General features: G+C 56.0%; 15 protein-coding genes. 6 read left to right on the forward strand and 9 right to left on the reverse strand.

Annotation, left to right across the window (positions count from 1 at the left end):
• Positions 1 to 15 precede the first annotated feature (15 nt).
• Complete coding sequence (locus tag AC1DZU_RS15740) at positions 16 to 1,452, forward strand: ADP-ribosylglycohydrolase family protein (RefSeq protein ID WP_477286112.1); 1,437 nt, start codon at positions 16 to 18, stop codon at positions 1,450 to 1,452.
• A gap of 502 nt (positions 1,453 to 1,954) precedes the next feature.
• A complete protein-coding gene (locus AC1DZU_RS15745) occupies positions 1,955 to 2,623 on the forward strand; it encodes a uracil-DNA glycosylase family protein (RefSeq protein WP_477286113.1) in 669 nt (222 codons plus the stop codon).
• A 202-nt stretch (positions 2,624 to 2,825) separates the two neighbouring features.
• Here AC1DZU_RS15745 and AC1DZU_RS15750 read toward each other — a convergent pair whose 3' ends face one another.
• Positions 2,826 to 4,046: a cysteine desulfurase family protein gene (locus AC1DZU_RS15750; protein WP_477286115.1), complete on the reverse strand. Its 1,221-nt coding sequence runs from the start codon at positions 4,044 to 4,046 to the stop codon at positions 2,826 to 2,828.
• 95 nt (positions 4,047 to 4,141) lie between these two features.
• Between AC1DZU_RS15750 and AC1DZU_RS15755 the strand changes: the two genes are divergently transcribed.
• From AC1DZU_RS15755 to AC1DZU_RS15765, 3 genes are read left to right on the forward strand one after another with little or no spacing between them, the layout of a single operon-like run.
• The gene (locus tag AC1DZU_RS15755) at positions 4,142 to 5,137 is read left to right on the forward strand and encodes a DUF4007 family protein (RefSeq protein ID WP_477286117.1); all 996 of its coding nucleotides are present in this window, start codon (positions 4,142 to 4,144) and stop codon (positions 5,135 to 5,137) included.
• Positions 5,134 to 8,499, forward strand: coding sequence for an ATP-binding protein (locus AC1DZU_RS15760; RefSeq protein ID WP_477286119.1), 3,366 nt, complete (start codon positions 5,134 to 5,136; stop codon positions 8,497 to 8,499). The genes AC1DZU_RS15755 and AC1DZU_RS15760 overlap by 4 nt, the downstream gene beginning before the upstream one ends.
• Positions 8,496 to 9,323 carry a phosphoadenosine phosphosulfate reductase domain-containing protein gene (locus tag AC1DZU_RS15765; protein WP_477286121.1) on the forward strand — a complete coding sequence of 276 codons (828 nt, stop codon included), beginning with the start codon at positions 8,496 to 8,498 and terminating at the stop codon, positions 9,321 to 9,323. Before AC1DZU_RS15760 ends, AC1DZU_RS15765 begins: the two co-directional genes overlap by 4 nt.
• Positions 9,324 to 9,345: 22 nt before the next feature.
• Here AC1DZU_RS15765 and AC1DZU_RS15770 read toward each other — a convergent pair whose 3' ends face one another.
• The 8 genes from AC1DZU_RS15770 to AC1DZU_RS15805 all read right to left on the reverse strand — a co-directional run bounded on the left by AC1DZU_RS15770 (position 9,346) and on the right by AC1DZU_RS15805 (position 21,448).
• Positions 9,346 to 11,511, reverse strand: coding sequence for a DEAD/DEAH box helicase family protein (locus tag AC1DZU_RS15770; protein ID WP_477286123.1), 2,166 nt, complete (start codon positions 11,509 to 11,511; stop codon positions 9,346 to 9,348).
• A 1-nt stretch (position 11,512) separates the two neighbouring features.
• Positions 11,513 to 11,986, reverse strand: a complete 474-nt coding sequence (locus tag AC1DZU_RS15775; protein WP_477286125.1) for a DNA phosphorothioation-associated protein 4 — start codon at positions 11,984 to 11,986, stop codon at positions 11,513 to 11,515.
• Positions 11,986 to 14,004 (reverse strand): AAA family ATPase, encoded by a 2,019-nt coding sequence (locus AC1DZU_RS15780; RefSeq protein WP_477286127.1) that lies wholly within the window; start codon positions 14,002 to 14,004, stop codon positions 11,986 to 11,988. The genes AC1DZU_RS15775 and AC1DZU_RS15780 overlap by 1 nt, the downstream gene beginning before the upstream one ends.
• A 2-nt stretch (positions 14,005 to 14,006) precedes the next feature.
• Positions 14,007 to 14,171, reverse strand: a complete 165-nt coding sequence (locus tag AC1DZU_RS15785; protein ID WP_477286129.1) for a hypothetical protein — start codon at positions 14,169 to 14,171, stop codon at positions 14,007 to 14,009.
• Between the two features lie 394 nt (positions 14,172 to 14,565).
• Entirely contained in the window at positions 14,566 to 15,057 is a 492-nt protein-coding gene (locus AC1DZU_RS15790; RefSeq protein WP_477286131.1) for a hypothetical protein, read from the reverse strand.
• 112 nt (positions 15,058 to 15,169) lie between these two features.
• Entirely contained in the window at positions 15,170 to 18,664 is a 3,495-nt protein-coding gene (locus AC1DZU_RS15795; protein WP_477286474.1) for an ATP-binding protein, read from the reverse strand.
• On the reverse strand, positions 18,664 to 19,938 hold the full coding sequence (locus AC1DZU_RS15800; RefSeq protein ID WP_477286133.1) for a metallophosphoesterase family protein: 1,275 nt from the start codon (positions 19,936 to 19,938) through the stop codon (positions 18,664 to 18,666). The genes AC1DZU_RS15795 and AC1DZU_RS15800 overlap by 1 nt, the downstream gene beginning before the upstream one ends.
• A gap of 514 nt (positions 19,939 to 20,452) precedes the next feature.
• Complete coding sequence (locus tag AC1DZU_RS15805; protein WP_477286135.1) at positions 20,453 to 21,448, reverse strand: helix-turn-helix transcriptional regulator; 996 nt, start codon at positions 21,446 to 21,448, stop codon at positions 20,453 to 20,455.
• An 80-nt stretch (positions 21,449 to 21,528) separates the two neighbouring features.
• On the opposite strand from AC1DZU_RS15805, the gene AC1DZU_RS15810 reads away from it, so the two are divergent.
• Positions 21,529 to 24,909 carry a TM0106 family RecB-like putative nuclease gene (locus AC1DZU_RS15810; RefSeq protein ID WP_477286137.1) on the forward strand — a complete coding sequence of 1,127 codons (3,381 nt, stop codon included), beginning with the start codon at positions 21,529 to 21,531 and terminating at the stop codon, positions 24,907 to 24,909.
• Positions 24,910 to 24,940 lie beyond the last annotated feature (31 nt).

Consider the following 24,940-nt stretch of genomic DNA (forward strand, 5'->3'; position numbering starts at 1 on the left):
CAACGGGAGAACAATATGAACGAACGACTTAGGATTTCCGAAGTCCCAGCCGGACTTGGCACCATTGGAATCACCCTCGCACCTGGTAAGAGGGGCGTCAGCCACTACGGGGGAGTACATCGCCGAGATCTTAACGCCGACTTGGATGTCATAGCTGCCTGGGGAGCTACCGCCGTCGTGACGTTGATCGAAGATCGCGAAATGAGGGAATGGGAGATTGAAAGCCTCCCCGATGAAGTGCGCCTTCGCCACATGGAATGGCACCATTTGCCGATAGTTGATGTTTCTGTTCCCGATGAAAAGTTTGACGCTGAATGGAGTTCACACTCGTACGAGCTGCGCGGGCTGCTTCAGCGTGGCAATCGTATATTGGTTCATTGTCGGGGCGGCATTGGGCGCGCCGGCATGATCGCGGCGCGGCTGTTGGTTGAGTTCGGCTGCGGTCCAGCAGAGGCCTTAGCTACAGTTCGCGGGGCGCGCCACCCCAATGCTGTCGAAACCGAGCTACAGGAACTTTGGGTAGCAGCAGGCCGGACGGCAAACGATGCAACGCCTTCCGGAGAGAGCGCCGCAGTACGGGACCGTGCCATCGGAGCAATGCTCGGATTGGCCGTTGGAGATGCTGTTGGCGCGGCGCTTGAATTTTCGCCGAAGCCCACATTTGCCGTCCTAGATGATATGGTCGGGGGTGGACCTCACAGGCTGAAGCCTGGCGAATGGACCGATGACACGGCTATGGCCTTGGCTCTCGCGGATAGCCTGATCTTTGATCCGACCTTGAACGCACGGGACCTGATGGATCGGTTTGTCGATTGGCGCTGGAATGGCACCTACTCCTGCACCGGACATTGCTTCGATATTGGGATCACTACTAGCGGCGCTCTAAATCGCTATCGCCGCCATGGCAATCCATTGGCGGGCGCGGAACACCCTAGTCAATCGGGAAACGGTGCGTTGATGAGGCTTTCACCGGTTGCGGTTCGGCATTGGCAGAACCACCCAGCATTGGATAGCGTAGCGGCACTGCAGACCCTGACAACCCACGGATCGCCGGACACTCTCCATGCATCGAAAATATTTGTCAGATTAGTGGCCAGCGCAATTCAGGGCCGCTCCCTAACCGACCTGCTGGCTGGACCGATTGCACAGGAGGTCAACGGCGGGTTCCGCGGCCGGCATCGTGACGAGATCGAAGGCTCAGGTTATGTGGCGAAATCCCTTCAGGCGGCAATTTGGGCGGTAAACCGGACGACCAGTTTTCGCTCGGCAGTGTTGCTGGCGGCCAATCTAGGCGACGATGCCGATACAACCGCCGCAGTCGCTGGGCAGTTTGCAGGGGCTATCTACGGCCGTTCGGGTATTCCCGCAGGCTGGCTTGAGAAGCTCGCCTGGCGCGAAAGATTGGAACAGACGGCAGCTAGCCTCTACGAACGAAGCCTCGCGATTTCTTAATCGTTTACCGACGTCCAACGGTCGGCGCCGGATCCGGAAAACTCCGGCGGCCCATCCGCAACGTTATATTTCTGCTAGAAACGTAGACCTTCACTATCAAGGGAGAGCGACATTGGCTTACAACCTGCATTTAATCTGCAAGGATGGAATGAACCACAGGCATCTCGGTAACGGTGAGCATGAAACTGGCGAGTGGGTTTTGGGAGATGACGCTGCCTCTCAGGTGGTTAAGGTATTCCTGCACGACACACAGGCTACACGCGCGTGGCACGGTGGCGAGGTACTGGAGTGGCGCCCAGGTGAGATAGACCCCGCCCGGAAAGTCTTTAAGTACCGGGCGACAGCTGAGCGGCCAGTCTGCAGGGAGCATTGGGGGCGGGAGAAAGCCTTAGTAGAAGTGAACCCTGAAAACTGACACCTTCTGACTGCAGGGTGAGGCTCTGGGGGTGCTGGCTTCTAGCTGTTTCTGCTTCGACGTTCGCGAGCTCAATGAGACGGACTTATGGACGCTGTAGAGGCAATCGTTGATGCGATCCGGCAGATACCTTCTGGGGCCGGTCTATTCAACCACTACGAAAGCCATGAAGCCGCGCACGAGGAGGCGGACGCGCCGAAACTGCGTCGGCAGAACCTTGACCTCTATGTTCGGAGCTTTATTGAGCGACCAAGTACCGATTTGTGGATAGCCGAGGCGCCTTCGCGTTACGGCGCGCGCTGGTCGGGCGTGCCCTTCACTCATCAAGGCAAGCTGAAAGAAATGGCCGAAATGCTGGGTTTGCCTGGCGCATTCGCCATGCCGACACGGAATCCAGAAAGCAGCGCAAGCCGAACCTCAGCAGCGATCTGGGAAATCCTCCAGAAGCCCGTGCCTTTGCTATGGAACGTCGTCATGCTGCACCCCTTCAAAGTGAAGAACGGTCAAATCAGAAACGCTGAAACGACCCGCGAGCACCACGACCTTTGCCGTGATTGCTTGACGCTAGTCCTCGATACGTTCAAGCCGAAGCGCATCATTGCGATCGGCAATGTATCAGCAAAGGCGCTAGGCCGAATGGGCGTATCTGTAGAGCGGGTGGCGCATCCAGGACGGAATCGCCACCACCTCTTCTGGGCCGACATGAAGAAGTTGGGTATTTCGAAGCGTCTAGTCGATGGAGGCAGTATGGAGTAGGCGCTAAGAATCTGTTCGAAACCTCTGGCGCTGGATCCAGCGAGATCGCGATTCTTAAAAAAAACTCATCAGTTCGGTCCTGACTTCACACCAAGAGAATCTCTTAGTGTGGAAATGGGTATTTTACACTAAGGGAATCCTCAAGGCAGAACCCGACGTTGATCTCGACAAGGCGGCCATGGGCAACACCTGCCAGATCGTATTAGGAAAAACCAACCTCTGTTGGCGATTTGTCGCTAGTAGCTGGGACGCCCAAATCGGTCGCGTTATGGTCGCGCGCCCGAAGTTGGCTCAACGCCGATGACATGCATAAGACTGCCATCTCAACGTCCGATTCAGTAGAGAATCGGCCCATTGAAAAGCGCAGACATTCCGCCGCGTCGTCCGCGCTCATCCCGACGGCAAGAGCAACATGCGAGGGACCGATTATCCCTGAGGTGCAGGCTGAGCCGGTTGAAGCGGCGACCTGCGGCTGAAGGCGCATAAGTAGGTCGCTCGCGGACACATTGGGAATTCTAATGTGCAGGCAGCCCGGGTGACGCGGAGTGGGTTCGCAAGAAACCTTCAGTTGCGGAAACAGGTCGCGTAAGCGGTGAGAAAGCGTGTCACGAAGGTCCCCCACCCGCCGACGCTCGACCTCCCCTTTAAGCAACATTAGCCGACACGCCTCGCCTAAACCGACGCAAAGTGGAACCGGTAGCGTTCCTGGCCTCAAACCGTGCTCTTGTCCTCCTCCAAACATCAAAGGCTGTGGTCGCCAGGGGGCATCCAAAGCGACGATTAGAGCGCCAATACCTCCCGGTCCATAGATTTTGTGTCCAGACAGGCTCAGCGCGTCGGCACCCCACTCCGCCATATCGACATGGGTTGCGGCAAGGGCCTGAGTGGCATCGACATGAAAAAAAGCGCCGGCACTACGAGTCAATCGACCCACCAACCCGCTTGGTTGAATTGTCCCGATCTCGTTGTTCACCGCCATTACGGATACGATCGCAACGTCGTCGTCAAGCGTCGCGTCTAGCGCCTGAACATCAATCAGGCCATCATGGGTGGCGGGCACCACTTCGACTACAAACCCCAAACGCTCGGCCGCATGCGCGGCGGCAGACACCGACTTATGTTCGATAGCGGATACCAAGATCCGGCGGCGGCGCGGGGGTGCTGCCATGGCTGCCCCCAATATGGCTATATTGTTCGCCTCGGTGGCGCCGGAGGTGAACGTCACCTCTTCAGCGACGGCGTTGAGGCTGTCCGCAACAAAACCACGCGCTACGTCTACTCTGCTTAAAGCCGCCCACCCGAAGGCGTGCTCTTCCGAACTTGCATTTCCGGGCTCATCATAGGCCGCGTTCATCGCGATTCGTACGCGAGGGTCGAGTGGCGTTGAGGCCTGATAATCGAGGTAAACTGCTGTTTTGGGCATGCACGAATCCAACACACTGGCGAAGAGCGCCAGGAGGTTGACATAACGCCATAAAGCGGTTCAGTTCAACTGGGTTTAACCTCCAGTGAGTTGCCATGTCCCGTAGCCTTCTTGATAGTTCCGACAGTCGGCTGCAGTTTGCAGGTCATGAGACGTTTCCGCTTCGCTATGGTTGGCTAAAGAAAGCCTATGACGCGGTCAGAATATCACTAGATTCTGACAGTCCAAACTGCAGCGTCTTTACTGAAGAATCATCGATTGCCCTATTTGGCGTCGGTCGTAACATGGTCATCTCAATTCGACATTGGGCCATCGCAACTGATGTTCTTTCTGCAGAAGATCGCCCCGGCGAGCGCGCCGCCCGAATAACAACGGGGAAGGTAGGCGATCTACTGTTTGGAGATTCGCTCGACCCGTATCTGGAGCATCCCGGATCGCTTTGGCTTCTTCATTGGATGTTAGCCGGAAAGCCTGGGCGGGCGACTACCTGGCATTGGGCCTTCAATGAGTTTCACGAGTCGACATTTGATCGCGAACTCATGCGTCGCCGATTGAGCCGGCGTTGTGAAGAACTCAGCCATGCCGGCCGGCTCGGCAAAGATCGAAGCATTAGTGACATCACCATCCGACGCGATGTTGAGTGCCTAGTGCGGACCTATTTCGCTCTCACGGGCGGGGTACGGCGCGCTCCCGAAGACAGCATTGAATCCCCACTCGCTGAACTTGGGCTCATTCAGAAGGCGGGCGTAGGCGATCTGTTTCGTTTCCGACGCGGGCCTAAGTCATCTCTTCCGGACCAAGTGTTTCTGTTCGCCTTGGTCGACTTCTGGCGGACATATTATCCGGGGCGACGCTCGTTCTCGGTTGATTTCCTGACATTTGAGCGGGGCTCCCCAGGCCAGGTCTTCCTGTTGGACGAAGATGCTGTGGCTGAGAGGTTAGTGCGGCTCGATGCCTTAACGGATGGCGCTCTAAGGTGGGACGAGTCTTCCGGAATGCGACAACTGTACGCGCATAGGCTGGACGCTGTGGATGTGTGGGAGGACCTTCGGACGATGTTCGACCGAGACCTGAGGTCTGCGGCAGCATGACCGAGATGTTAAGCAAATCCGTTAGGGTGGCCCGTCGGTTCACGCGTTCCATTCGTGTCGACACCGATCTCGGCGATCCCGGCGCACTGGATGGCTACATTTGTTCGCAGTCAGCTGCAGACGCCCTCCTGATCATGGGACGGCATCGAGAGGCGACGTCGCACGGCGCTTTTACCTGGACGGGACCCTATGGGAGTGGGAAGTCCAGCTTAGCGGTCGCCTTTGCCGAGTTGTTAGCCGGCCCGACGAAAAGGGCGTCCAACCTTTTTGCTGCTGCAGATCCTAAGGATGCGGCCGAAATAACTACCCTATTCCGGCCGTCATCTCGTCCTTGGTCGATCGTTCCTGTCGTTGGCCAAAGAGCCGAAGCCGCTACAGTTCTGGAAGCTGCTATCAGGACTTGCTTCGCCGGTGAGCAGCTTTCTAGGCGCAAAGCCAATGAAGGTTTCGCCACTTGGTTAGGGCGCGCAGCAAAGACCGTGAATTCCGAAGGGATCGTGTTGCTCATCGACGAAATGGGCAAGTTCCTCGAACACTCCGCGACTGAAGGCGGCGACGTGCATGTCTTCCAAGAGATCGCCGAAATCGCTGCGCGCTCTCAAGGACGCCTTATGGTGGTCGGGATTCTTCACCAAGCCTTCGACGAATACGCCCATCGCATGTCCCGCGAAGGACGCGATGAATGGCTCAAAGTGCAGGGGCGCTTCCTCGACATCTCGATTAGCCTCGCCGGCGAAGAGCAAATCGAACTGATTTCCCGGGCAATAGAATCTACGGATAAGCCCCTGACTAGCGGGCCGGCCGCCCGAGTCGTCGCCAAAAGTCTTCGAGGGGCTCGAACTGGGCCCCTTGGTCCCTTAGAACACCGGCTTACTGCATGTTGGCCTTTGCACCCCGTCGTTGCTGCCCTTCTGGGCCCTATTTCACGGCGGCGTTTCGGACAGAGCCAACGAAGTATTTTCGGCTTTCTGACGTCTGCTGAGCCATTCGGCTTTCAGGAGTTTCTCGCAACGACCGCAGCCGCGGACGCAGTGTTTTCGCCGGATCAGCTGTGGGATTATTTGCGCTCGAACCTTGAGCCCGCAATCCTGGCGTCGCCCGATGGCCACCGCTGGTCAACAGCAGTTGACGCAGTCGAGCGATGCGAATCGCGAGGTGGGTCAGCAACTCACCTTCGGGCGCTTAAGGCCATTGCGTTGCTTGACCTCTTCAAAGATAGGTCCGGCCTGCAGCCCACTCGCGATATCGTGTTGTCATGCGCGAATGTGGAGGAGAATTCGTTCGACGGTGTAATCGAGGACCTAGTCGCTTGGTCCGTTGTCGTCTTCCGCAAGCACGCGGGCGCTTTCGCTGTCTACGCTGGCAGCGACTTTGACATCGAGCAGGCGGTCGACAACGCAAGGCAGGCCGGGGTCTTAGTCGATTATCGCCAGCTCGCCAGACAAGCCGCGCTGCAGCCCATCTTGGCAAAACGTCATTATGAGGCGACTGGCGCCCTAAGATGGTTCGAAATCGATCTCGCCCCGCTACACGAAGCGGAGGAGAGGGTCCGACTTTATCGCCCGGCCGCAGGGGCCGCCGGGTTGTTCCTACTTCTCGTAGGCGCAAACGGTGAATCTCAGGCCGAAGCCAAGAAGATCACACGAAGCGCTTCTGAGTTGGCAGGGCGTCGGCTGGTCGTTGTCGGGTGGACGCGCGACAGTTTCCGACTTCGTGAGATGGCGAGTGAACTGACCGCGCTAGAATACGTCCGCGCGAACCGATCAGAGCTTGAAGGTGACGCGATCGCGAGACGCGAGATCGATGCGCGAATTTCGCGTCTAGCAGCGGATCTTGAAGATCGCCTAGGCCAGGCAATCGACGTTGTTGACTGGCGCCTTCCAACGGGAGCAAACCTCAGCACCCATTCACATCTTAGGGGGCCGGCTGCTTTAAGTATCCTAGCTTCGCGCCTGGCGGATTGGCGGTATCCTGACACTCCCCATATTCGAAATGAACTCGTCAACCGCACGCGACCCTCGTCAAATGCGGCCGCCGCTACTCGTATGCTTCTAAGAGCCATGGTCGAACGGGTGGGCGAACATCGCTTGGCGATGAACGGCTACCCGCCCGAAGCAGGATTATTCGCGAGTCTTTTGGAAGCCACGGGTCTATATCGGCCGGACGGCGAAGGCGGATACAAATTCGAGAGTCCTGTAGCAGGTGACGCTCATAAACTCGCGCCCCTGTGGATGGCGGGCGAAGCGCTTCTAAAATCGTCCGATAAGGGGTGCTCTCTAGCAGAACTGTTTGCACTTTGGCGAGCTCCGCCGTTCGGCGTCCGAGACGGTCTTCTCGCTATCCTTGCAGTCGCGTTTCTTCTTACAAGAGCGGAGCGGGCGGCGATTTATCTCGACGAGGTATTCCGACCTCAGCTTGACGCATTCCTGATCGATCGGATCCTCCAAGATCCTGGCGTTGTGCGTGTGCGACTTGTCGAGATGTCGCACCTCGATGCGAATCTAATCTCGGAACTTGCCCGCCGGCTTTCGAGCGCGGACAGCTGCGTTGCTCCTTCACCGCTCGACGTAGCAAAATCGCTAGTGAGGAAAGTCCGCAATCTTCCCCCGTGGACAACGCGAACTTCAACCGTATCGAAGACCGCCCTTGCGTTACGCACATTGGCGCATAATTCAAACGACCCTAATCAGTTGCTCTTCGAAGACTTACCCCGATCCGTCGGTGAGGGTTCGAACAACCAAGGGGTCTGGCTGGCTAACGCCGTCGACGCTGCCCGCCGAGAACTAGAAGAGGCCTATCCCAAAATGCTCGAAGAACTCGCGCACACATTAATGGGCGAAGTACGCTTCAAAAGCGCCGCGACCGGCGACTACGGCCCTCTTCATCGGCGTGCAGCCAATGTCCGCGGCTTGTCGGGTAACTTCAGGTTGGATGCGTTGGCCACCAGACTTTCGACCTATGGGGGAAGACTAGACGAGATCGAGGGTATCGCAAGCCTCGCAGCCAACAAGCCCGCTCGCGATTGGGTAGATCGCGATGTAGATGCGGCTAAAATCGAACTAGCGGCCCTTGCTCAACAATTTCTCCGAGCAGAGGGCTTTGGCCATCTGAAGGGGCGAACCGACGGTCACGTGACGATGGTCGTCTATATGAGTGACCCTTCCTATCCGGCGCCTATCAGTTCAGAAGTGCAACTCGATCCATCAGAACGAAAGAGAGCGAACGAGCTGTGTGAAAAACTAGCTGCACTTCTCGTGCAAGAGGGCGCGACTGATAACGTTGCAATTGGCGCCCTTGCAAGGCTCGGTTTGTCGCTAAGTGCAGACAAGACAGATGGTGTGATGAAAAAGGTTCAAGCATGACCGAGCGGCACGTCCTAGGAATTTCTGGTGGGCGCGACAGCGCTGCGCTTGCAGTATACATGAGGCAGCAGCGTCCCGAGCTTGAGATCGACTATTTTTTTACCGACACCGGGAAGGAACTGCCTGAGGTTTACGAATTTCTTGGACGGCTTGAAGGGTTTTTGGGAAAGCCCATCCTTCGTCTAAATCCCGATCGTGACTTTGATTTCTGGCTTCGCGAGTACAAAAATTTCTTACCGTCCCCACAGACGCGTTGGTGTACGCGTCAGCTCAAAATCAAGCCATTTGAAGACTGGGTAAGGCCATTGGTTAGAGCCGGAGACATCGTCAATAGCTACGTTGCGATCCGATCCGATGAGGATTACCGCGAGGGATATGTGTCGGGGCAAGAAAATCTAAAGATTCATCTTCCGTTTCGGACCGACGGGGTCGACAAGGCAGCAGTTGTCGAGATTTTGGATGCCGCCGGCGTAGGCCTGCCAGATTACTATCGATGGCGGTCTCGCAGTGGATGCACGTTCTGTTTTTATCAACAGAAGATCGAATGGGCGCGCCTTTTGAAGGAGCATCCCGAAGCATATGAAGAAGCGCGGCGATATGAAAAGAATGCGCTGGACCATGGCTCACCGTTTTCTTGGAGCCAGGGCGAATCGCTGGATGAGCTTGCCCAACCTGAACGGCTGAAGCAGATTCACGCAGACCATGAAAAGCGCGTGGCTCGATTAAAGCAACGGCGCCCGGTCAATGTCCTTCAGGAAGATACTCCAATGGACCTGGATGAAGTCTATGGGACCGGAAAGGTCTGCATCACCTGTCATAAATAGCCTAGTGCGGATGACACCAACGCTAAATTACATGCTCCAAATCGTAAGCCGTGAGCACGTCTCGAAGCCGCTCGTACGCTTCGGAGCGGTTAATCGCTAGAGTGGAGAACTCAGCGACACGACGCAATTCCGACTCGACAAGCTTGCGAGCGTGACCAGTTTCATCGTGAGTTGAGCTAGGAAGAATAACGATGAAATCGTGGATATTTGCGATTGTCTTTCCGGGTGATCGCCGCAGGATCCGTCCCCGCCGCTGGATGAACTGTCGAGGATCACGGGAGCTAGCCAAGATGAAAGCTGTGCTACAGGCCGGAACGTCGATACCCTCGTCAAGGCATTTAATTGCCACCATTGCGTCGATAAGACCCATTTTGAAGTTGGTTAGAATAGCCTCTCTCTCCCGCCTGGGCTCTCGGGAAGTGAAACGCGAGAGCCTCCAACCGAGAGCGTCCAGGTGTTCGCTGATTACCTCAATTTGGCGACCAGCAAACGCTATCTCCCCATCGCCTTCGTCTTGACTGACATCGTCTTCCTGGTAATCGACTTGGCCGTCGCCACAGTAAAACAACGTGTGAGACGTAGGACGCTTGCCGCCTAAGGTATTAATCAATGCCGGGATCTTGTTGTAAGCCGACGCGACCAGCCGCGCACGCTTCATCAATAGTGCCGTGAGGCCTTGGCTCATCCTCGACTTTGTTCCTTCGCGCGCAACTACACGGGCGACTTCGTCCGACAGTCCGATAAAGGCCGTTGCCTCGTCCTTGGTAAGTTCAACCAGACAAGGATAGTAATTGTAGGGGGTGAGTATTTTGTCTTCAATCGCCTGCTTTAGCGAATATGTGAAAACAGTCTTGCCATAGTATGCCGTGAGACGTGCGTTCCGCTCTCCGTCCAGATAGTGCTCCGGTGTCGCGGAAAGCCCTATGCGATAGGCTGCGTTCGACGGCAAGAAACCGGAAAAACTTTCAGACGCATGATGATGGCATTCGTCACCGATCCAGAGAAGCTTCTTTTCCGGGATCCGTGCAATAGCTTGCTGGAACGCGTCGCTCTTTAAGGACCGATTGACAACGACAATAGCCGCAAAATTGACGGCGCCCATCTCTATGTCATGTACGGTGCGCTGCAGCTTTTCATACCAATCAGCCCGCGAAATATAGCAACGCAAGGGATGAATATTGAATTCCTCAAGGAGGTCACACCATTGATCTGCGAGATTCTGGTAAGGTGCGGCAACGACGACGGTAAGGCCTGGAACGTGTTTCGCCATTTGCACGATTGCGTATACAGCCGTGATGGTCTTCCCGGCGCCAGTAGCCAGATCAAAAATTCCCTGGAACGCGCCTTTGACTCGCCACTCGTTTAGGGCTTCCCGCTGGTGTTGGCGGATTTCAAAGGGAAAGCCATTTATCATGCTTGGAAGACGCGGCCCTGGCTCAACCCCAAGAGTGCCGGTCTCTTCCGGGCGCAAGCGGCGCGCAATGGCAGCCTCGCGACCGGGATCCGGAGGCTCCTTAAGGCCGGCGGCCACAGTAAGCAGCTTTTCCCTTATGGCTGTAGGCACGTCCATCACTGCCGTTCCGCGGCTTCGATTGTCCCAAAGGCGCTCAAAGCTGTCCTGGTGAGGCCTAAAATAAGCTTCGAGCTCTGGTTTCCAGCTTGGGAAGACATCAATTGATTCGTAGTTATGCGTAGGCAGCAATGCGTGGGCGCTTTCGTTTGCGGACCCCGAAAAAATCAGTGCGTCGCCTGCGCTGTCAGAAATGATACCTATCTTGTCGTGGTACATTCCATATGGTCGAAGTGCAACTTTGACTTCAAGCCTGCCATGCGCAACCAACCAGGCCAGGGCTTCAAACCGATGTTGAAAAAGCTCGTCGTTTACCGCCCCAATTTGGTCAAGGAACTGGGCTCCGATCTTGTCGGAAATCTCTCGAAGGTTCAGTCCTTGATTAACCGCCTCGATGTCACGCTCGTCGGAAAACGCACCGAGGATAAGACGGATTTTCCCACCACCCTGAATGAAGGTCGATAGGGCTTGCCCGGCATAACTCAAAGTCGACGCCGAAAAGAAACCGACCGCACGATCATAGGTGATCGCAACAGCCAGAGTCGGGAAATAAAAATCTTCCAGGATATTATCCTGGTCTGATTTGTACACAGCTTTAAACGCAACATCCCTGAGCATGCTAGAAGTCAATCGAGCCTAGGTCCGGCTCCGCTTGTGCGGCCGGCAGATAACCTCTTTCCTTCAGCAATGTCATCAGTGCTCGGTCTGGATATTCGCCGCCTGCACGCAACAGACTGTCTTTAATGATCGCCATCCCGCCGTTGGCGTACTCCTCAAATATCTCCGCGCACTGACCTTCATTTCCCTCACGCAGGACATTCGTATTTTGTTCGCTCGCCAACGCAATCAGATAGATGAGGTTCTCTGCATCCCCGCGTTCAAACTGTTGATAAGAGATGTCCTCTGTACCTTGCGTGCGATCTAAAGGTAGCCGTCGATTCTCTGAGAAGCCAAGCAAAGCGGCAAAGCAAAGCAGCTCTCTAATCGTCGGGAAGAGACGCCGATCAGCGTCTGGAAGCGGCTGGCCCGCGAGGCGTTGAACAATTTCCTCGTAAACTTGACTGCGATTTATGTTTGGGGCTCTAGCGGCCATTATGCCAACTCCACGATTGTCGTGCCGTCGAAAGCCGCATCGAAAACCGCGGTTTCGACGTCCTTTCCGTGAAACTGCCGAGTTTCGATCGGCCGAGCTCCACGGGCATCCCGGTTGTTGCGTACTAGGACGTATTCTCGGCCAATGCGGCCACTGAGCGCCTCGACAACGCCCCCAGAGCCCTGCTTGCTCGATACCATAAGGATCACTTGACCGGCCATCTCGGGCACGTGCCTTACCGTCGTAAGACCATAAGTCTCATCAAGCTGCCCAAAGGGAGAGTCCAACACTAGAGGCGCGACGGTGCCCTTTAGCAGCCGATGGTCCTGTGCATTTTGGCGTGCCCTAGCGAATTGAACGAGTGCCGCAGTGAAGGCTAGCCCCAGAAGTTGATTTTCGCCCCCGGATTTCGCAAGTTGGGTGCCAGAATCGTTCACAAGGCTTATGCTATACTCGTTAGTCATATTAAGGCGCAGATTCTTTCGACCCGTTTGGTCCAACACCTTGCTGATACTTGCACGTAGTACGCCTCGCGCGCTCTTTTCTTCTTCTGCTAATTCCAGTTCCAGGCGTCCTTTAAGCGCTTCGCATAGATTGTAACGGGTAACAAAGATTCGCGCGTCATCATCGTTCTCCGCCTGACGTTTGAGCTCGCGCTCCTTGCTTTGTTTATCCGCTTCCGATGTTTCGATGCGGCGGTTCATGGATCCGATCTGCTGGTTTTTTTCACTAAGCTCGGATTTCAGTTGGTTACGACGCTTCTCTCGCTCGGCAATCTCACCAAAATTGATTCCAGAGAGCTTTTCCGAAATTTCGGCCTCTTGTGCCTCGAGCCTTGAGACATCGGCCCGGGCCTCTGCTTGCCGCTTAGTTGCCGCGTCCAACCGGCCGGGCGCGCGCTCCCGCTCGACTTTTAGCTGACTGATAATTGCCCTAATTGCATTCAGCCGGCTGCGCAACGTATGGTTGGCAGCCTTTTCCAGAAGGCCCGCGACCTTCATGTATTCTTCGGATCCGGGATGCAATTCCGCGCCACAGATGCATCTCTCCATCTCAAGCAGATCTTTGACAAACTCCTCGTTGTAAGGCGAAGGGATTCGCCCCTTCGTCTCCTGCGACTCTAAATGATCAAATGTCTGGCTAGTCAATTTTGTCGAGACAAGGAAGCGCCCATTGTCTCCAAGCCATTTTAGAACCTCGTCCTGAGAGTCAGTGACGCGCTTTCGCGCACCGCGCAATTCGCGTTCGACACCGTCTCGCCGGTTTTGAAGTTCCTTTGCGGCGGCAGAATTTCTCAGTTTCTCATCGATATCGGCGATTTGCTGATTGATAATCCCTACATCCTGCTTTAGCCCCTCCACTACTTCGCGAGCTTTCGCAATTTGCGACGCAAACTCGTCGATCTGTACGCTCAGTGCGTCGATCGATGCGCTTGCTTTCGTCTTCGGCATCTGGCGGCGGTAGTAGGTTGCAGCGGCGTCAAGATCTTTGATCGCAGTATCGATAAGGCTACAGCCGAGGATGTCCTGAACTGCCTTGCGGATGCCAGATCGGTTCTCTTCCCCAAGAAAAACTTCAGCATGTTCGCCGTCGAATAGGAAATGCGTGGCCATCGATTTAGGAATGACGGTGTTGATGAAAGTATCGGGGTTAGGAAGAGTTGAACTGTGACCCCGATCCAAACGAATGATGGAAAAAATACGGTCGCTCGTTACCCCTGGCCCTGCATATCGCCGCGCACGATAGTGAGACCCGTTGTGCTCGAAACGTACCTCCACATAGGTCGTATCGCGTCCCGCCGTCTTCGCATCATGATTGACTAGATCACCTTTCCTTTCAAACTTGGCGGTAGTCATCCCATAAAAACACCACAGCATTGCATTGAGCAGCGTTGTCTTTCCAACACCGTTTTCAGCGTGGATAAGGGTAACGTTTTTTTCCGGATCGGTTGAGAAATCGACGGAATATTCGCCACAAAAGCAGCGAAAATCCTTGAGAATTACCTGCTCAAGAAGCATTCTCATTTATCCTTTATCGGAGTCGCACGGTCTATTATTTCTCGCAACTTGCGTTGACGTTCGGTATCTTTGTTCTTATTCTCAAAATAATACTCCCGCTGGAGCTCAACAATCTCAAGGATTACCTTGTTCTGTTTTTCCGCAGCCATTTCTGTTAGATCACTCATACTTACCTCCCCATGGTACCTTCCACATCACTTCGACACCGTCGCAGCTGCCCGCGCTAAGTTCTGCATTGCATCAGATCGGCTTGCGCCTCGTCAGCATGTCGATTGGCCCATTGAACCGCATAACCATTTAAATATTTCCTAGACCGAACCATCAATTATCCAGTCGACCGGATGAGGTGGGAACGGATGAAGTAATGCACGCCGCGGCGCGGAGGCAGCATTCGACCCGGTTTGTGGTTCGCGGCATCGGGGGGGAAAGACGCCCCTTTCCGCTCTAAGGAAATTCCAGCAGGATCCTTTCAAAGCAGTTCGATCGACAGGTCTGAAGTGCTGGCGCTACGCGCCGGAAACGTCGATGTTCGACCGCGACAAAATTAACCTCAGCGCGCTATCAATCTTCATAACTGAGCTTTTCTGGCAGAGTAACCAACTCGGGTCCACGAGGAGGCTTATCCTTGCGCCAGCCGCCTTTGTAGCCTTGAATTTTCCCAATAGAGATTTGTTTATCTACAGACAATGCTCGCAGATCTTTCACATGCCAAAATGCCGCCCAATGCCCGACATTGTCAGCCGGGTATTTTGCTGTGCTCTGCGGTCGATATTTCATTCCGTCTGGGTGGGCGCCATTCACACTGTGGACCGAGCCCTCATACCATCCAAACCATGAAACTACGAAGCCATCCTTTGCCGGAACATCTTCGTGTGACGGGTACATCAATACCGCCACGGACGCCCCCTTGCGCATACCGTCCACGTTCCCAACCAACTCCCATTTCATCGTACCGTAGGCTACCAAGCCTTCCCGTTTAGCGACGATCAAGCCAGACTCAAGGTGTTCAAGAGGTACCGGTGCTAGAATGGCGAAATCATGTAGCTCACGCATTTGGCATTTCCCTCTCTGCTGAATCACCACAGGACCAATTTTGGCGCGCGCCGCGAATGCCCGCAGTGGCGGGTTTTGATACTGCGCGAGTTCCCCGCTGCGCTCCGAAAGCTCACGCCGCAACGCTTTCGAGCGCGATCGGCGCCGCCAACTCGTGTATCCGAGCACTCGGGCAAACCCGCCGGGCGATTTCGCAAAGGTGCTTATGGTGGGTCAGGTAGATTACCTGACCCACCTTTGCCATGTCGGCGAATAGCCGGAACGCTTCCTCGGCACGAAAGTCGTCGAACGTCTCCATGATATCGTCGGCTATAAATGGAACAGGCGTGTGAGATTGAGCGAACTCGTGGTAACCAGCCACTCTAAGTGCAAGATAGAGTTGGAAGCGCGTCCCCTTGGACATCTCCAGCGCAACCTTCGAACTTCCATCAGCTCCAATACCGATAAGAACTTCGGCATCCTTGTCGGCCTGAGTCGCGAGGCCACGATAAGCCCCTCGGCTGATTACCTGAAAAGCTTTCGAGGCGCGAACCATCATCGAGCTGCGATGCTTGTCGCGATAGAGACGCAGGGCTTGTTCGGCCGCGACGATGCCCGCCCTCAATCGGAAATAGCTAAACGCCTTGTCTTCTATTTCCAGCAGAACCGTGCGTCGTTGCTCTTCGAGATCAGCTACCGCGCTATCACCGTCGACAGCTTCGACCTGGTCGGACGCCTTGCTGTATACGGTATGCAACTCTCGCACTCGCCGATCCTGATCATCAAATCGGGCCTTGAGTTCAATGTGCTCTGCGTCAAGATCTGGTCGATCCATGGCGTCGAGGGTGAGTTCGGCGTCAGCAATTTCTCGAACGGACAGCGCCTCTTTGACTTCGCGTTCGATGGTATCTGCCCGGCGTCGCAGTTCCTTTCGCTGCTCCAACAACTGTAGCTGTTGGCCGACCTCCTGCAAGGAAGAGACATTGAATAGCTGTGTCATTTCAGATTTGCGTCGCTCACAAATGGCGATTTCAGCCGCCAGGTCTCGGTTCTTCAGGATTTGATCCTCAAGAGCCTGGTTCTTAGATTGCCTTTCTGCCTTGTTGGACCTGGCCTCTTCCACGCTGGCGGACATCAGCGCCCACAGATCCAACGCACTCTCTGCTGATTGCTTCACTCCGAGTTCTGTGGCCATGACCGTGAGCTCGCAAGAGAAGGCAGTTTGATCTTCCTCCATCTTTGCGATCCGATCTGCCAGGCTAGCTCGCCGCTGGCCGGCCGGGCCAAGTTCGGCAAGTCTATCCATGACCTCCTTGACGGTGGTGAGGCTGGGGATGGTTCCCCCTACCCCAAGCCAACAGCTCTTGCAGATTTCAGCCCATGATGCGTTCCATCGATCGTCGTCGCCAGATGCCGTTTCAAGGGCTGCCCTTCGGGAACGCTCCTCGCTTTCGCAGCGTTCAAGTTGCTCCCTCAGGTTCTTGTGTTCGACTTCTAGATCAATGGCGGATTGGGCGGCCGCCACAAGGCCTTCAAAAGAGCCAGAACAATCTTGGGGTACGAGTGCCGCCGACAACGCCACAGAGAGACGGCTGCCCGCAGCCGAGGCGTCAGATTCGGCCTGGCGCAAGTCTCCGTCCGCCTTTCTGAGCAACTCTACCGTCGTAACGACTGTTTCGCGACACTGCAGCCATGTCTCGAGCCCGGTTAGCGTGAGGTCGTCAAAGACAGTCAAACCCATCTTGCATACGAAACGCAGAATATCGGCGTTGACGGCTTCCCGCTTCGCCTTCGCAGCGCTTAACAGCTCCGCTGCGCGTTCCAAATCCGCTTCCACGATGGCGAGCGCCCGATATGCATGATTAAGCTTCGCAAGGTCGCTCATGTGCCCAAGCCTTGCGCCGGTGATTAGGTCATCCTTTCGTAGTTCGATCTCAAACGCCACAGCGGTCGATTCATCGAGTGCGTCGCGATGTACGGCCCAAGCCGCTTCACGCGCCGAGCGGGACGACGCTGCGTCGTGATCTCCCGCCAGACCGGTGATGTCCTTCAGTGCGCCTAGTTCGGTCCGTAACCGCCCCTGCTCGCTGGTTAGGCGCTCGCTTTCGCTGCTGTGACGGTCGATGTCGGCCTCCGCCTTAGACAGCGCTGACTTCCACACTTGGAGCTCCGAATGAGCCGGCACTCTCATTTGCGTTAGCTGATCAACGCTTTCAGCCCACGGCCGGAGTTCCAAAATCTGCCGTGCCAGTGTTTCTTCGTAATGGGTGCGGGAGCGCTCCGCGAGACGGCGGCGGGCTGCATGGTCATTCTCACGAAGAACCGATAGCTCCCTCGCCAGAGCCGCAATGGCTGCACTGTTTTTCGAGGCGGCGGTCTCGCTCGATAATTTGCCTTGCAACTCGATGAGGCGTCGTGCCGCCTCTTCGGATTCACGCTTCGCGCTTGCAAGCGTTGCATCAATGCCGGATCGGCGTTCCATAAGATCTCTGATGGCCCCGGAAACTCGGCTTCCAAGCAATAGGCTGCCCAGGTCGTCGTTGTCAGGGCGTTCGAGAAGCCGCAGAATAGTTGCGATCTCCCGGCCAATCTCTTTCAATTGCAAACGACGGTCTGGCAAATCCCTCGCGGCCGTCACATAGCGGGCATGCAACTCGCCGAGCGCGTCCATTCTCTGCCCCAGCGCAAGGGCGGGTTCATCTACAGCTATTACCTCCAGCTGGTTCTCAAGCTCCGCTGTCACCCTCTTCGAAGTCTCGCTTTTCACGGCAAGCTGGATATGCTCTTGATGAAGTAATGGGAGTTCGTTGGCCCACGAGGGCGGCGCTTCGGGAAGATCTTGCAACCCGGCGAGATTAGACCGAACCTCGCGCAATTCAGCCAATCGTGGCAGAGCGGCTAGAAGGTTCTTGATCTCGTCCAGCCGTACTTGAGTACCTGTTCGTTCAGCCATGGCCCGGTCGTAAAGTTCAAGGGAGCGATCCCTCGTATCTACCAGCTGGCCGTATTGGGTAGCGAGCGTGTCAATCTGCTCTTTCCGCTCCTTCAAGTCGGAAAGACGGGATTTCAGTTCACTGATCTCACTGCCGCGGGAACGCAGTTTGAAATGGCCGTCGGCCTGCGAACGCAAATCAACAAGTGTCCGACTTAGTGCGGCCAATCCTGTGCTCGCCGAAAACAGCAGCTGACCCAGATCACCTTTGCTGGCCAGGATGCTCTCGCCGCCTTCCTCAAGGGTATCGTCGTCGAGCGAAAACATCGCGCAATAGACGTCGCGGCTGACTCCACCGAGCTCACCATGTATCAAATGTTCGCCGATCGGCTGATCACCCGGTCCGAGCAGACTGTTCTGTGGCTTTTTGATCCGGACAAGCTCCCGGGCAACACCGCCGATGTCCAAAGCCGCCCCGATGCGCATCGTTGAATATGGGTGGAGAAAATCGTAGCGGCTGCGAGATTCGATGCCAAAGAGCAGGTCGAGGAACGCACACAAGGCGGTCGATTTTCCCGCTTCGTTCGGACCGTAAATGATATGCAAATCTGGTCGGCCAGGCTCCATTGGGCCGAAGTCAATTAGCTTGTCAGTGAATTTGCCATAGCGGGTCAGATCGAGCCGGTTGATGCGCATCACGCTACCTCATCCTGTTTTCGACGATGGAGCCGTGCAAGCACGTCTTCCACGCCCTCTCGCGCGAGCAGGCGCAACGTGGCCCGAAACTCCTCTTGGTCAGCCCCTAAAATACTTCTGCTTTCAGGTGGCAGGTGACCACGAAGCTCCTCGCCAATTTCAATGAGCGCGGTGTCATAAGATTCAGAATCTATGATCTCGCTGCCGACGAGCGCTCGAAGTTCGACAAGGGGATCGCCAGCGACGCTATCCCCGGAAACGAGGTTGGTGCACTGCATCTCGATCTTTTCTATCCAGGTGCGACCAATAACGGATGCCCTGTCTTCGGCCTCGGTCTTGACTAGATCAGCGTCGTGCCGGAGTTGCCAAGCAAGCGGCGTTGGGCCGGTGAGGGAAAGCCGGACGACCAGATGTTCGGAACTCGCAGCTTCCCGCGCAGCCTCCAATTTCCGCGTTGCTGCGGTCGCCATGTCCCGCCAATTCTCGATGCCACTGAGGTCAACTACGACACGCTCGAACTGAGCGATGCCGGTGAACTTCTCCTCCAGATGAACTGTACGATCATCAGCTATCGTAACCAGACTCACGGATTTCGGACCGGATTCGTTGATGTCGCGGCCCTGGGGCATACCGGGCATGACAATGGTGCAGCGTCCTGTACTGACGAAACGCTTGTGAATGTGCCCAAGCGCCCAGTAGTCGAATTCTGCCGCCTCCAAGTCCGACACGTTGCAGGGCGCATAAGAATCGTGTCCAGGCGTCCCCGCAAGACTGGTGTGCAGCAGCGCTATATTCACAGCGCCGTCGACCCGCGCCTTGAACTTTCCGACCAGACTTTCGGGGCACTGTGCCTGCGCAAAGCTCAGTCCGTGAATGACCACGGGGGTCGCCCGATCTCCCAAATCAATTGAGATTGCCTCGGCACGCCCACCGTAGACCTTCACTGTTTCTGGGTATGTCAGTTCTCTGGTGATCTTCGACAACGCATCGTGGTTGCCCCGAATGATGAACACCCGAATTCCGGCTTGGTCTAGTCGACGGATTTGCTCGGCGAGAAACCGAGCAGTTTTCATTGATGTTTGGTCGCCGTCGTAGAGATCACCTGCGAGAAGCAGGGCATCAACTTGCTCGGACAAGCAGAGATCGACGACTTTGACGAACGCACGCCTAGTGGCGTTACCAATTAGTTCGCCTAGTTCTGGGTTGCGCAGCGCCAAGGATCGGAGAGGTGAATCTAGATGGATGTCAGCCGTATGAACGAATCGAAAAGCCATGCCCCTCACCCTTCGCCTTCAGACAGAAGGCTTTTGTTCCCAGATAAACAGCGGCCCGTCCTGCGGCTGCTGCCTGGATAGATATCCACACGCCGATGTCAGAAGCTGTCACCCACAAACCAATCAATCGCGGGCATGCTCTAGGTTGCCCCAGCCCCGCACAGAAGCAGCGCTAATAAGGCTGGGTGCGATAACTCCCGCAGAAGGATTTGACATTCGTAGTGCAAAGCCTTTGTGCAGCCAGCCGGGTAAATCGCCCAGTCGCGGGACCCGGATGTAGTCTTTCTGGAAACGAGTCATGCTCACAACAAAGGAACCGTCAGCGTGCTTATGGGGGAAGAGCCTCACGCCTGAATTCGCTCCCCGAGCTACTATGGCGAAAAGACCATGACCGTCATTTTTCTGCTGCCTGTTCATCCATCGACTCCTGTTGTAACCGAATATCCAATGGGGCGGTGACAGAAGCTGTCATCAGCTCACCGATCGCATGATTCGGAAGTTTAGGAACAACCGGCTACGGAAGCGAAGGAAAGTCCGCGCGTTGGTAACTCTTGACCATTTGGCGAAGCACTTCCGGCGCCACGACCTCGACCTCGTCTCCCCACATATAGAGATGCCAGCACATCTCCATGTAGCCCGAAGCCCAAAAACGCACGATCAGAGACCCATCAGGTTCATCTTCAAGGCTCTGACCCGGATGGAATAGGAAACTTCGCGCATGCGGTGCTGCGTCAGGTTTGAACCTCCAGATAACTTCCCCAAATTCACTGTCGTTCTGGAAAGCCCCGAACGCCTTCCTTGCATGCGCATGGATGTCGAAGCTGGGGTCGCGTTCAAAGACCTCTCCTGTCAGTTCCGCACTTTCGATCTTCTCAGCCACATAATGCCGGAGCGTTCCCGCGGGATCGGTCGCTGGCTTCGCCACTAGGTACCGCCGAATTCCGATCAGGACTCCGTAAGGCTCAACCACTCGCTCGCTTGATGCGGCCGACCCGCGGGATTGGTAGACGATCTTCAGCCGCTGCGATCCTTTTAGCGCCGTAGCTATGGTGGATCCTACTCCCGGCGCCAGCCTTGTCGTAGGTCCCGGGCGCGCTGCGAGACCTTGCGCCTCAAGCAACGCTTCGTAGTCAGTTTCCAAGCGAGCAATCCGATTGTCCGGCACCAGCGCCAATATTTTCTCTCGCAGAGAACGAAGGTGGTCTGCCTCCAGCCCTTGAGCATTCTGTTCCAGGGTCTCGATCGATAGGTCCATCGCCGCCAGTTCATCAGGAGTTAGCGTAAGCAGGTCGCGCAACGCCCCTGTCTGCAATCGCCAACGTTTACGTCCATCTTCATCTACGCTGGGTCGGGTATCAGGAAACTGAAATTCCAGAGTGTGCAGCATCCGCTGCGCGGTCCGCTTGGAGACGCGGAACCGCTCGCCGACATCGTCAAGTGTCACGCCCATTCTACGAGCCGCAACAAACGTTGCGAGCTCAATCAACTGCTGTGCCTTTTCAAATGACATCGATCTTCACCTATCCAGGTGACAGCTATTGTCACGATCAGTGCTTACGGTTCTATTAGGATTGGGCAGGGGAGTAGAAAATGAAACTGGAAGGCTCGGAGATTTTGCTTTCCGCATCGGACTTGATGCGGTTCATGGGTTGTAGCCATGCGACGGCGATGGACCTGCGCTACTTGCGGGGCGAGCCGTTGGTGCCGGCAGAGGACACCGAAGACGCAAAGATACTCCAGCGCTACGGTGATGCACACGAAGCGGATTATCTTTCGAAGCTCCGTGGCGAAGGCCTACGCATTATCGAATTCAGTCGCGACATGGACTTATCAGTTGCGGCGAAGGCGACCCAGGCGGCCCTCTACGAGGGTGCTGACGTCCTGTTCCAAGGCGCCTTCTTCTCTCCCCCGTGGGGTGGTTGGTCTGACTTCCTTATCAAAATCGACAAGCCGTCGCTGCTCGGTCCGTTCTCGTATGAAGTCGTGGACACCAAGCTGAAGCGGAAGCCCGACCCGAAGCACATCCTCCAGCTTGTTCTGTATTCGGACCTTCTGTCAGAAGCCCAAGGCATCGAGCCTGAATTCGCGCATATCCAGTTGGGCAATGGTGATCGCTTCTCCTTCAGGCTCAAGGATTACGCCGCCTATGCCCGCCATGCGCGGGACCAGCTGGAGCGATTTGTCGCCGACCCGCACGAAACATCTCCCGATCCAGTGAAGATGTGTGGCCTGTGCCGCTGGCGTGAGGTTTGCCAATCGTACTGGGAGGAGGCTGACAGCCTTGCTCTTGTAGCCGGTATTTCCAGGAGTCAGCGGAGCAAGCTGATTGATGCGGGTGTTCTCACTATGGCTGCGCTTGGGCAGCGTGAAGAACGGGTGCCGAAGCTGGCGGAAACCACACTAAGCAGGCTGACGACCCAGGCGAGACTGCAGACGGCGCGGCGGGCTGGAGGTCCACCCTCCTTTGAGCTCAAGCAGTTGGACCCGAGTCGGGGTCTAGCTCTGCTTCCAAAGCCGGATCCCGGCGACCTGTTCTATGACATCGAAGGCGACCCCTTCTACGAGGGCGGACTGGAATATCTCCACGGCATCTGGCTCGACAACGAAGGCATGGCGGAGTTCAGAGATTTCTGGGCGCACGATCGAACCGAAGAGAAAGAGGCCCTGCGGCAGTTGATGGCGTTCTTCGAGCACCGTCTAAAGCATTTTCCAAACGCCCACATCTATCACTACGCCGCGTATGAGGTTTCTGCCCTGCGTCAGCTCACGAGCAGTCACGGCGTAGGGGAAGCGCTGCTGGATCAGATGCTTCGGGAGAGCAGGTTCGTTGATCTCTACAGCGTGGTGTCTGGCGGATTGATTGCGTCGGAACCGCGCTACTCGCTCAAGAACCTGGAAGTGTTCTACATGGAAGCACGCACCGGCGAGGTGAAGACCGCCGGCGGCAGCGTGGTTGCCTATGAAGCATGGCGGGAAACCAGCGACCCGAAGATCCTTGAAGAAATCCGAGACTACAACCGGATCGACTGTATCTCCACGCAGATGTTGCGCGACTGGCTGGTCTCGACGGTGCGACCATCAGACATGCCCTGGCGACCTCTCGGGACCGCAGATGCAAGCTCCGGTTTCAATCTCGAATGTGTCGCTGCAGAACAAACCGAAGCTGATGAACTCCACCGAAGGTTGGATGCGGGGCGTGACCGATGCGGTGACAGGCTCGCCGACCTGCTCTTCGATTTGAGCTACTTCCACCCGCGAGAGAAAAAACCTGCCTGGTGGTCGATCTTTGACAAGATGGGCAAGGACCCCGAGGAACTTATTGAGGACCTCGAATGCATCGGGGCGCTCACAGCAGTTTCGGCCACAATCAACGATGGAAACCATTGGCAGCGCACCTATTCGTTCCCTGAACAGGAGACGAAGCTGGACCTAGGAGGCTGTCACGTCGAAGTGGAGGGATATCCGGTATCCGTTTCGCTGGTTGATCTGGATCGGACTGCCAGAACGGCACAGGTAAAATTCTCGAAGACCAAGTTTGACGTTGCTCCTGCGACAACTTCGCTGTTGCCGTCCGGGCCACTGGACACGCGCGTGATCGAGGGGGCTATCCGCCGTGTCGTCGACTCCTTTATTTCCAATGATAGGCGCTATCCGGCGATTTCAGATTTTCTCAACCGGTCGAAGCCCCGTTTCCTGGGTGACGGCAGGCAGACCAGCATAATTGATCCCACCCTTGAGGTGGTACCGGAAGCCGTGGCCGCGATCCGTGACTTGGATCGTACTAGCTTGGCCATTCAAGGCCCGCCGGGTACTGGCAAGACCTATGTCAGCTCATGCGCAATCCTCGATCTTGTGGTCCGCGGGAAGCGTGTTGCTGTGGCCTCCAATAGCCATAAAGCGGTCGACAATCTTCTTTGCGCTGTCCTGGACCGAGCCAAGGAAGCCGGCAGGTCAGTAAGCGTGGCCAAAAAAGGCGGGGAGGGCTTCAGCGCAGAATATCAATCTGCAATTCACCACACGTCCAAGAACGATGACGCTGAGCTATTTTCGGCATCGGTCGTCGGCGGTACCGCTTGGCTGTTTGCCCGCCCCGACTTCGAGCAGAGTTTCGAGTATCTCTTCGTTGACGAAGCGGGCCAGGTTTCAGTTGCGAACGTCGTGGCGATGGGAACCTGCGCGAAGAACGTAGTCCTCGTCGGCGATCCCATGCAATTGCCGCAACCGATACAAGGCGCACATCCGGGTGAAAGTGGTCTGTCGGCGCTCGAATATCTTCTCGCAGGCTACAACACCGTTCCACCTGACAGGGGCATCTTTCTTCCGGTGTCGCGCAGAATGCACCCCGAGGTTTGCCGGTTCATCTCGGACAACGTCTATGAAAGCCGCCTAACGTCAGATGAAGGCGCAGCTCGGCAGCGACTCCTTCTGGCTGACTCGGCACGTGCGTCGGGTGTGCATCTGGTCGAAGTTACTCACGCGGGAAACCGCCAATCCTCGCGCGAAGAAATCATTGCCATTCGCAACGAGATGAGGCGCCTGCTGGGTGAGAAGTTCGCCGATCGGGACGGCAATGAACGATCTCTGACCCTTCGGGACATCCTGATCGTGGCGCCTTACAACGCCCAGGTGAACGCGCTCAAGGCTGCGCTTCCCAATGGAGCGCGAATTGGGACGGTAGACAAGTTTCAGGGCCAGGAAGCGCCGGTGTGCATCGTGTCGATGACAACCTCTTCTGGCGACGACATTCCGCGCGGGGTTGACTTTCTGTTCAGCCTGAATCGGATCAACGTCGCTGTCTCGCGAGCCCAAATTCTTGCGCTGGTCTTCGCCAGTCCCAAGCTGCTGGAAGTGCCATGCACAAGTGTGAGCGACATGCGTTTAGTTAACACGCTCTGTGCAATCGATGCGTTTGGACCGTCGACTGGAGGCCCGCTCAACACATCGCTTGCGCCTGGTGAGGTTGCCGCATGACAGATTCTGTCGCCTGCCCCTCCTATCTTTC

This window comes from Mesorhizobium sp. P2_A12 (assembly GCF_056405075.1).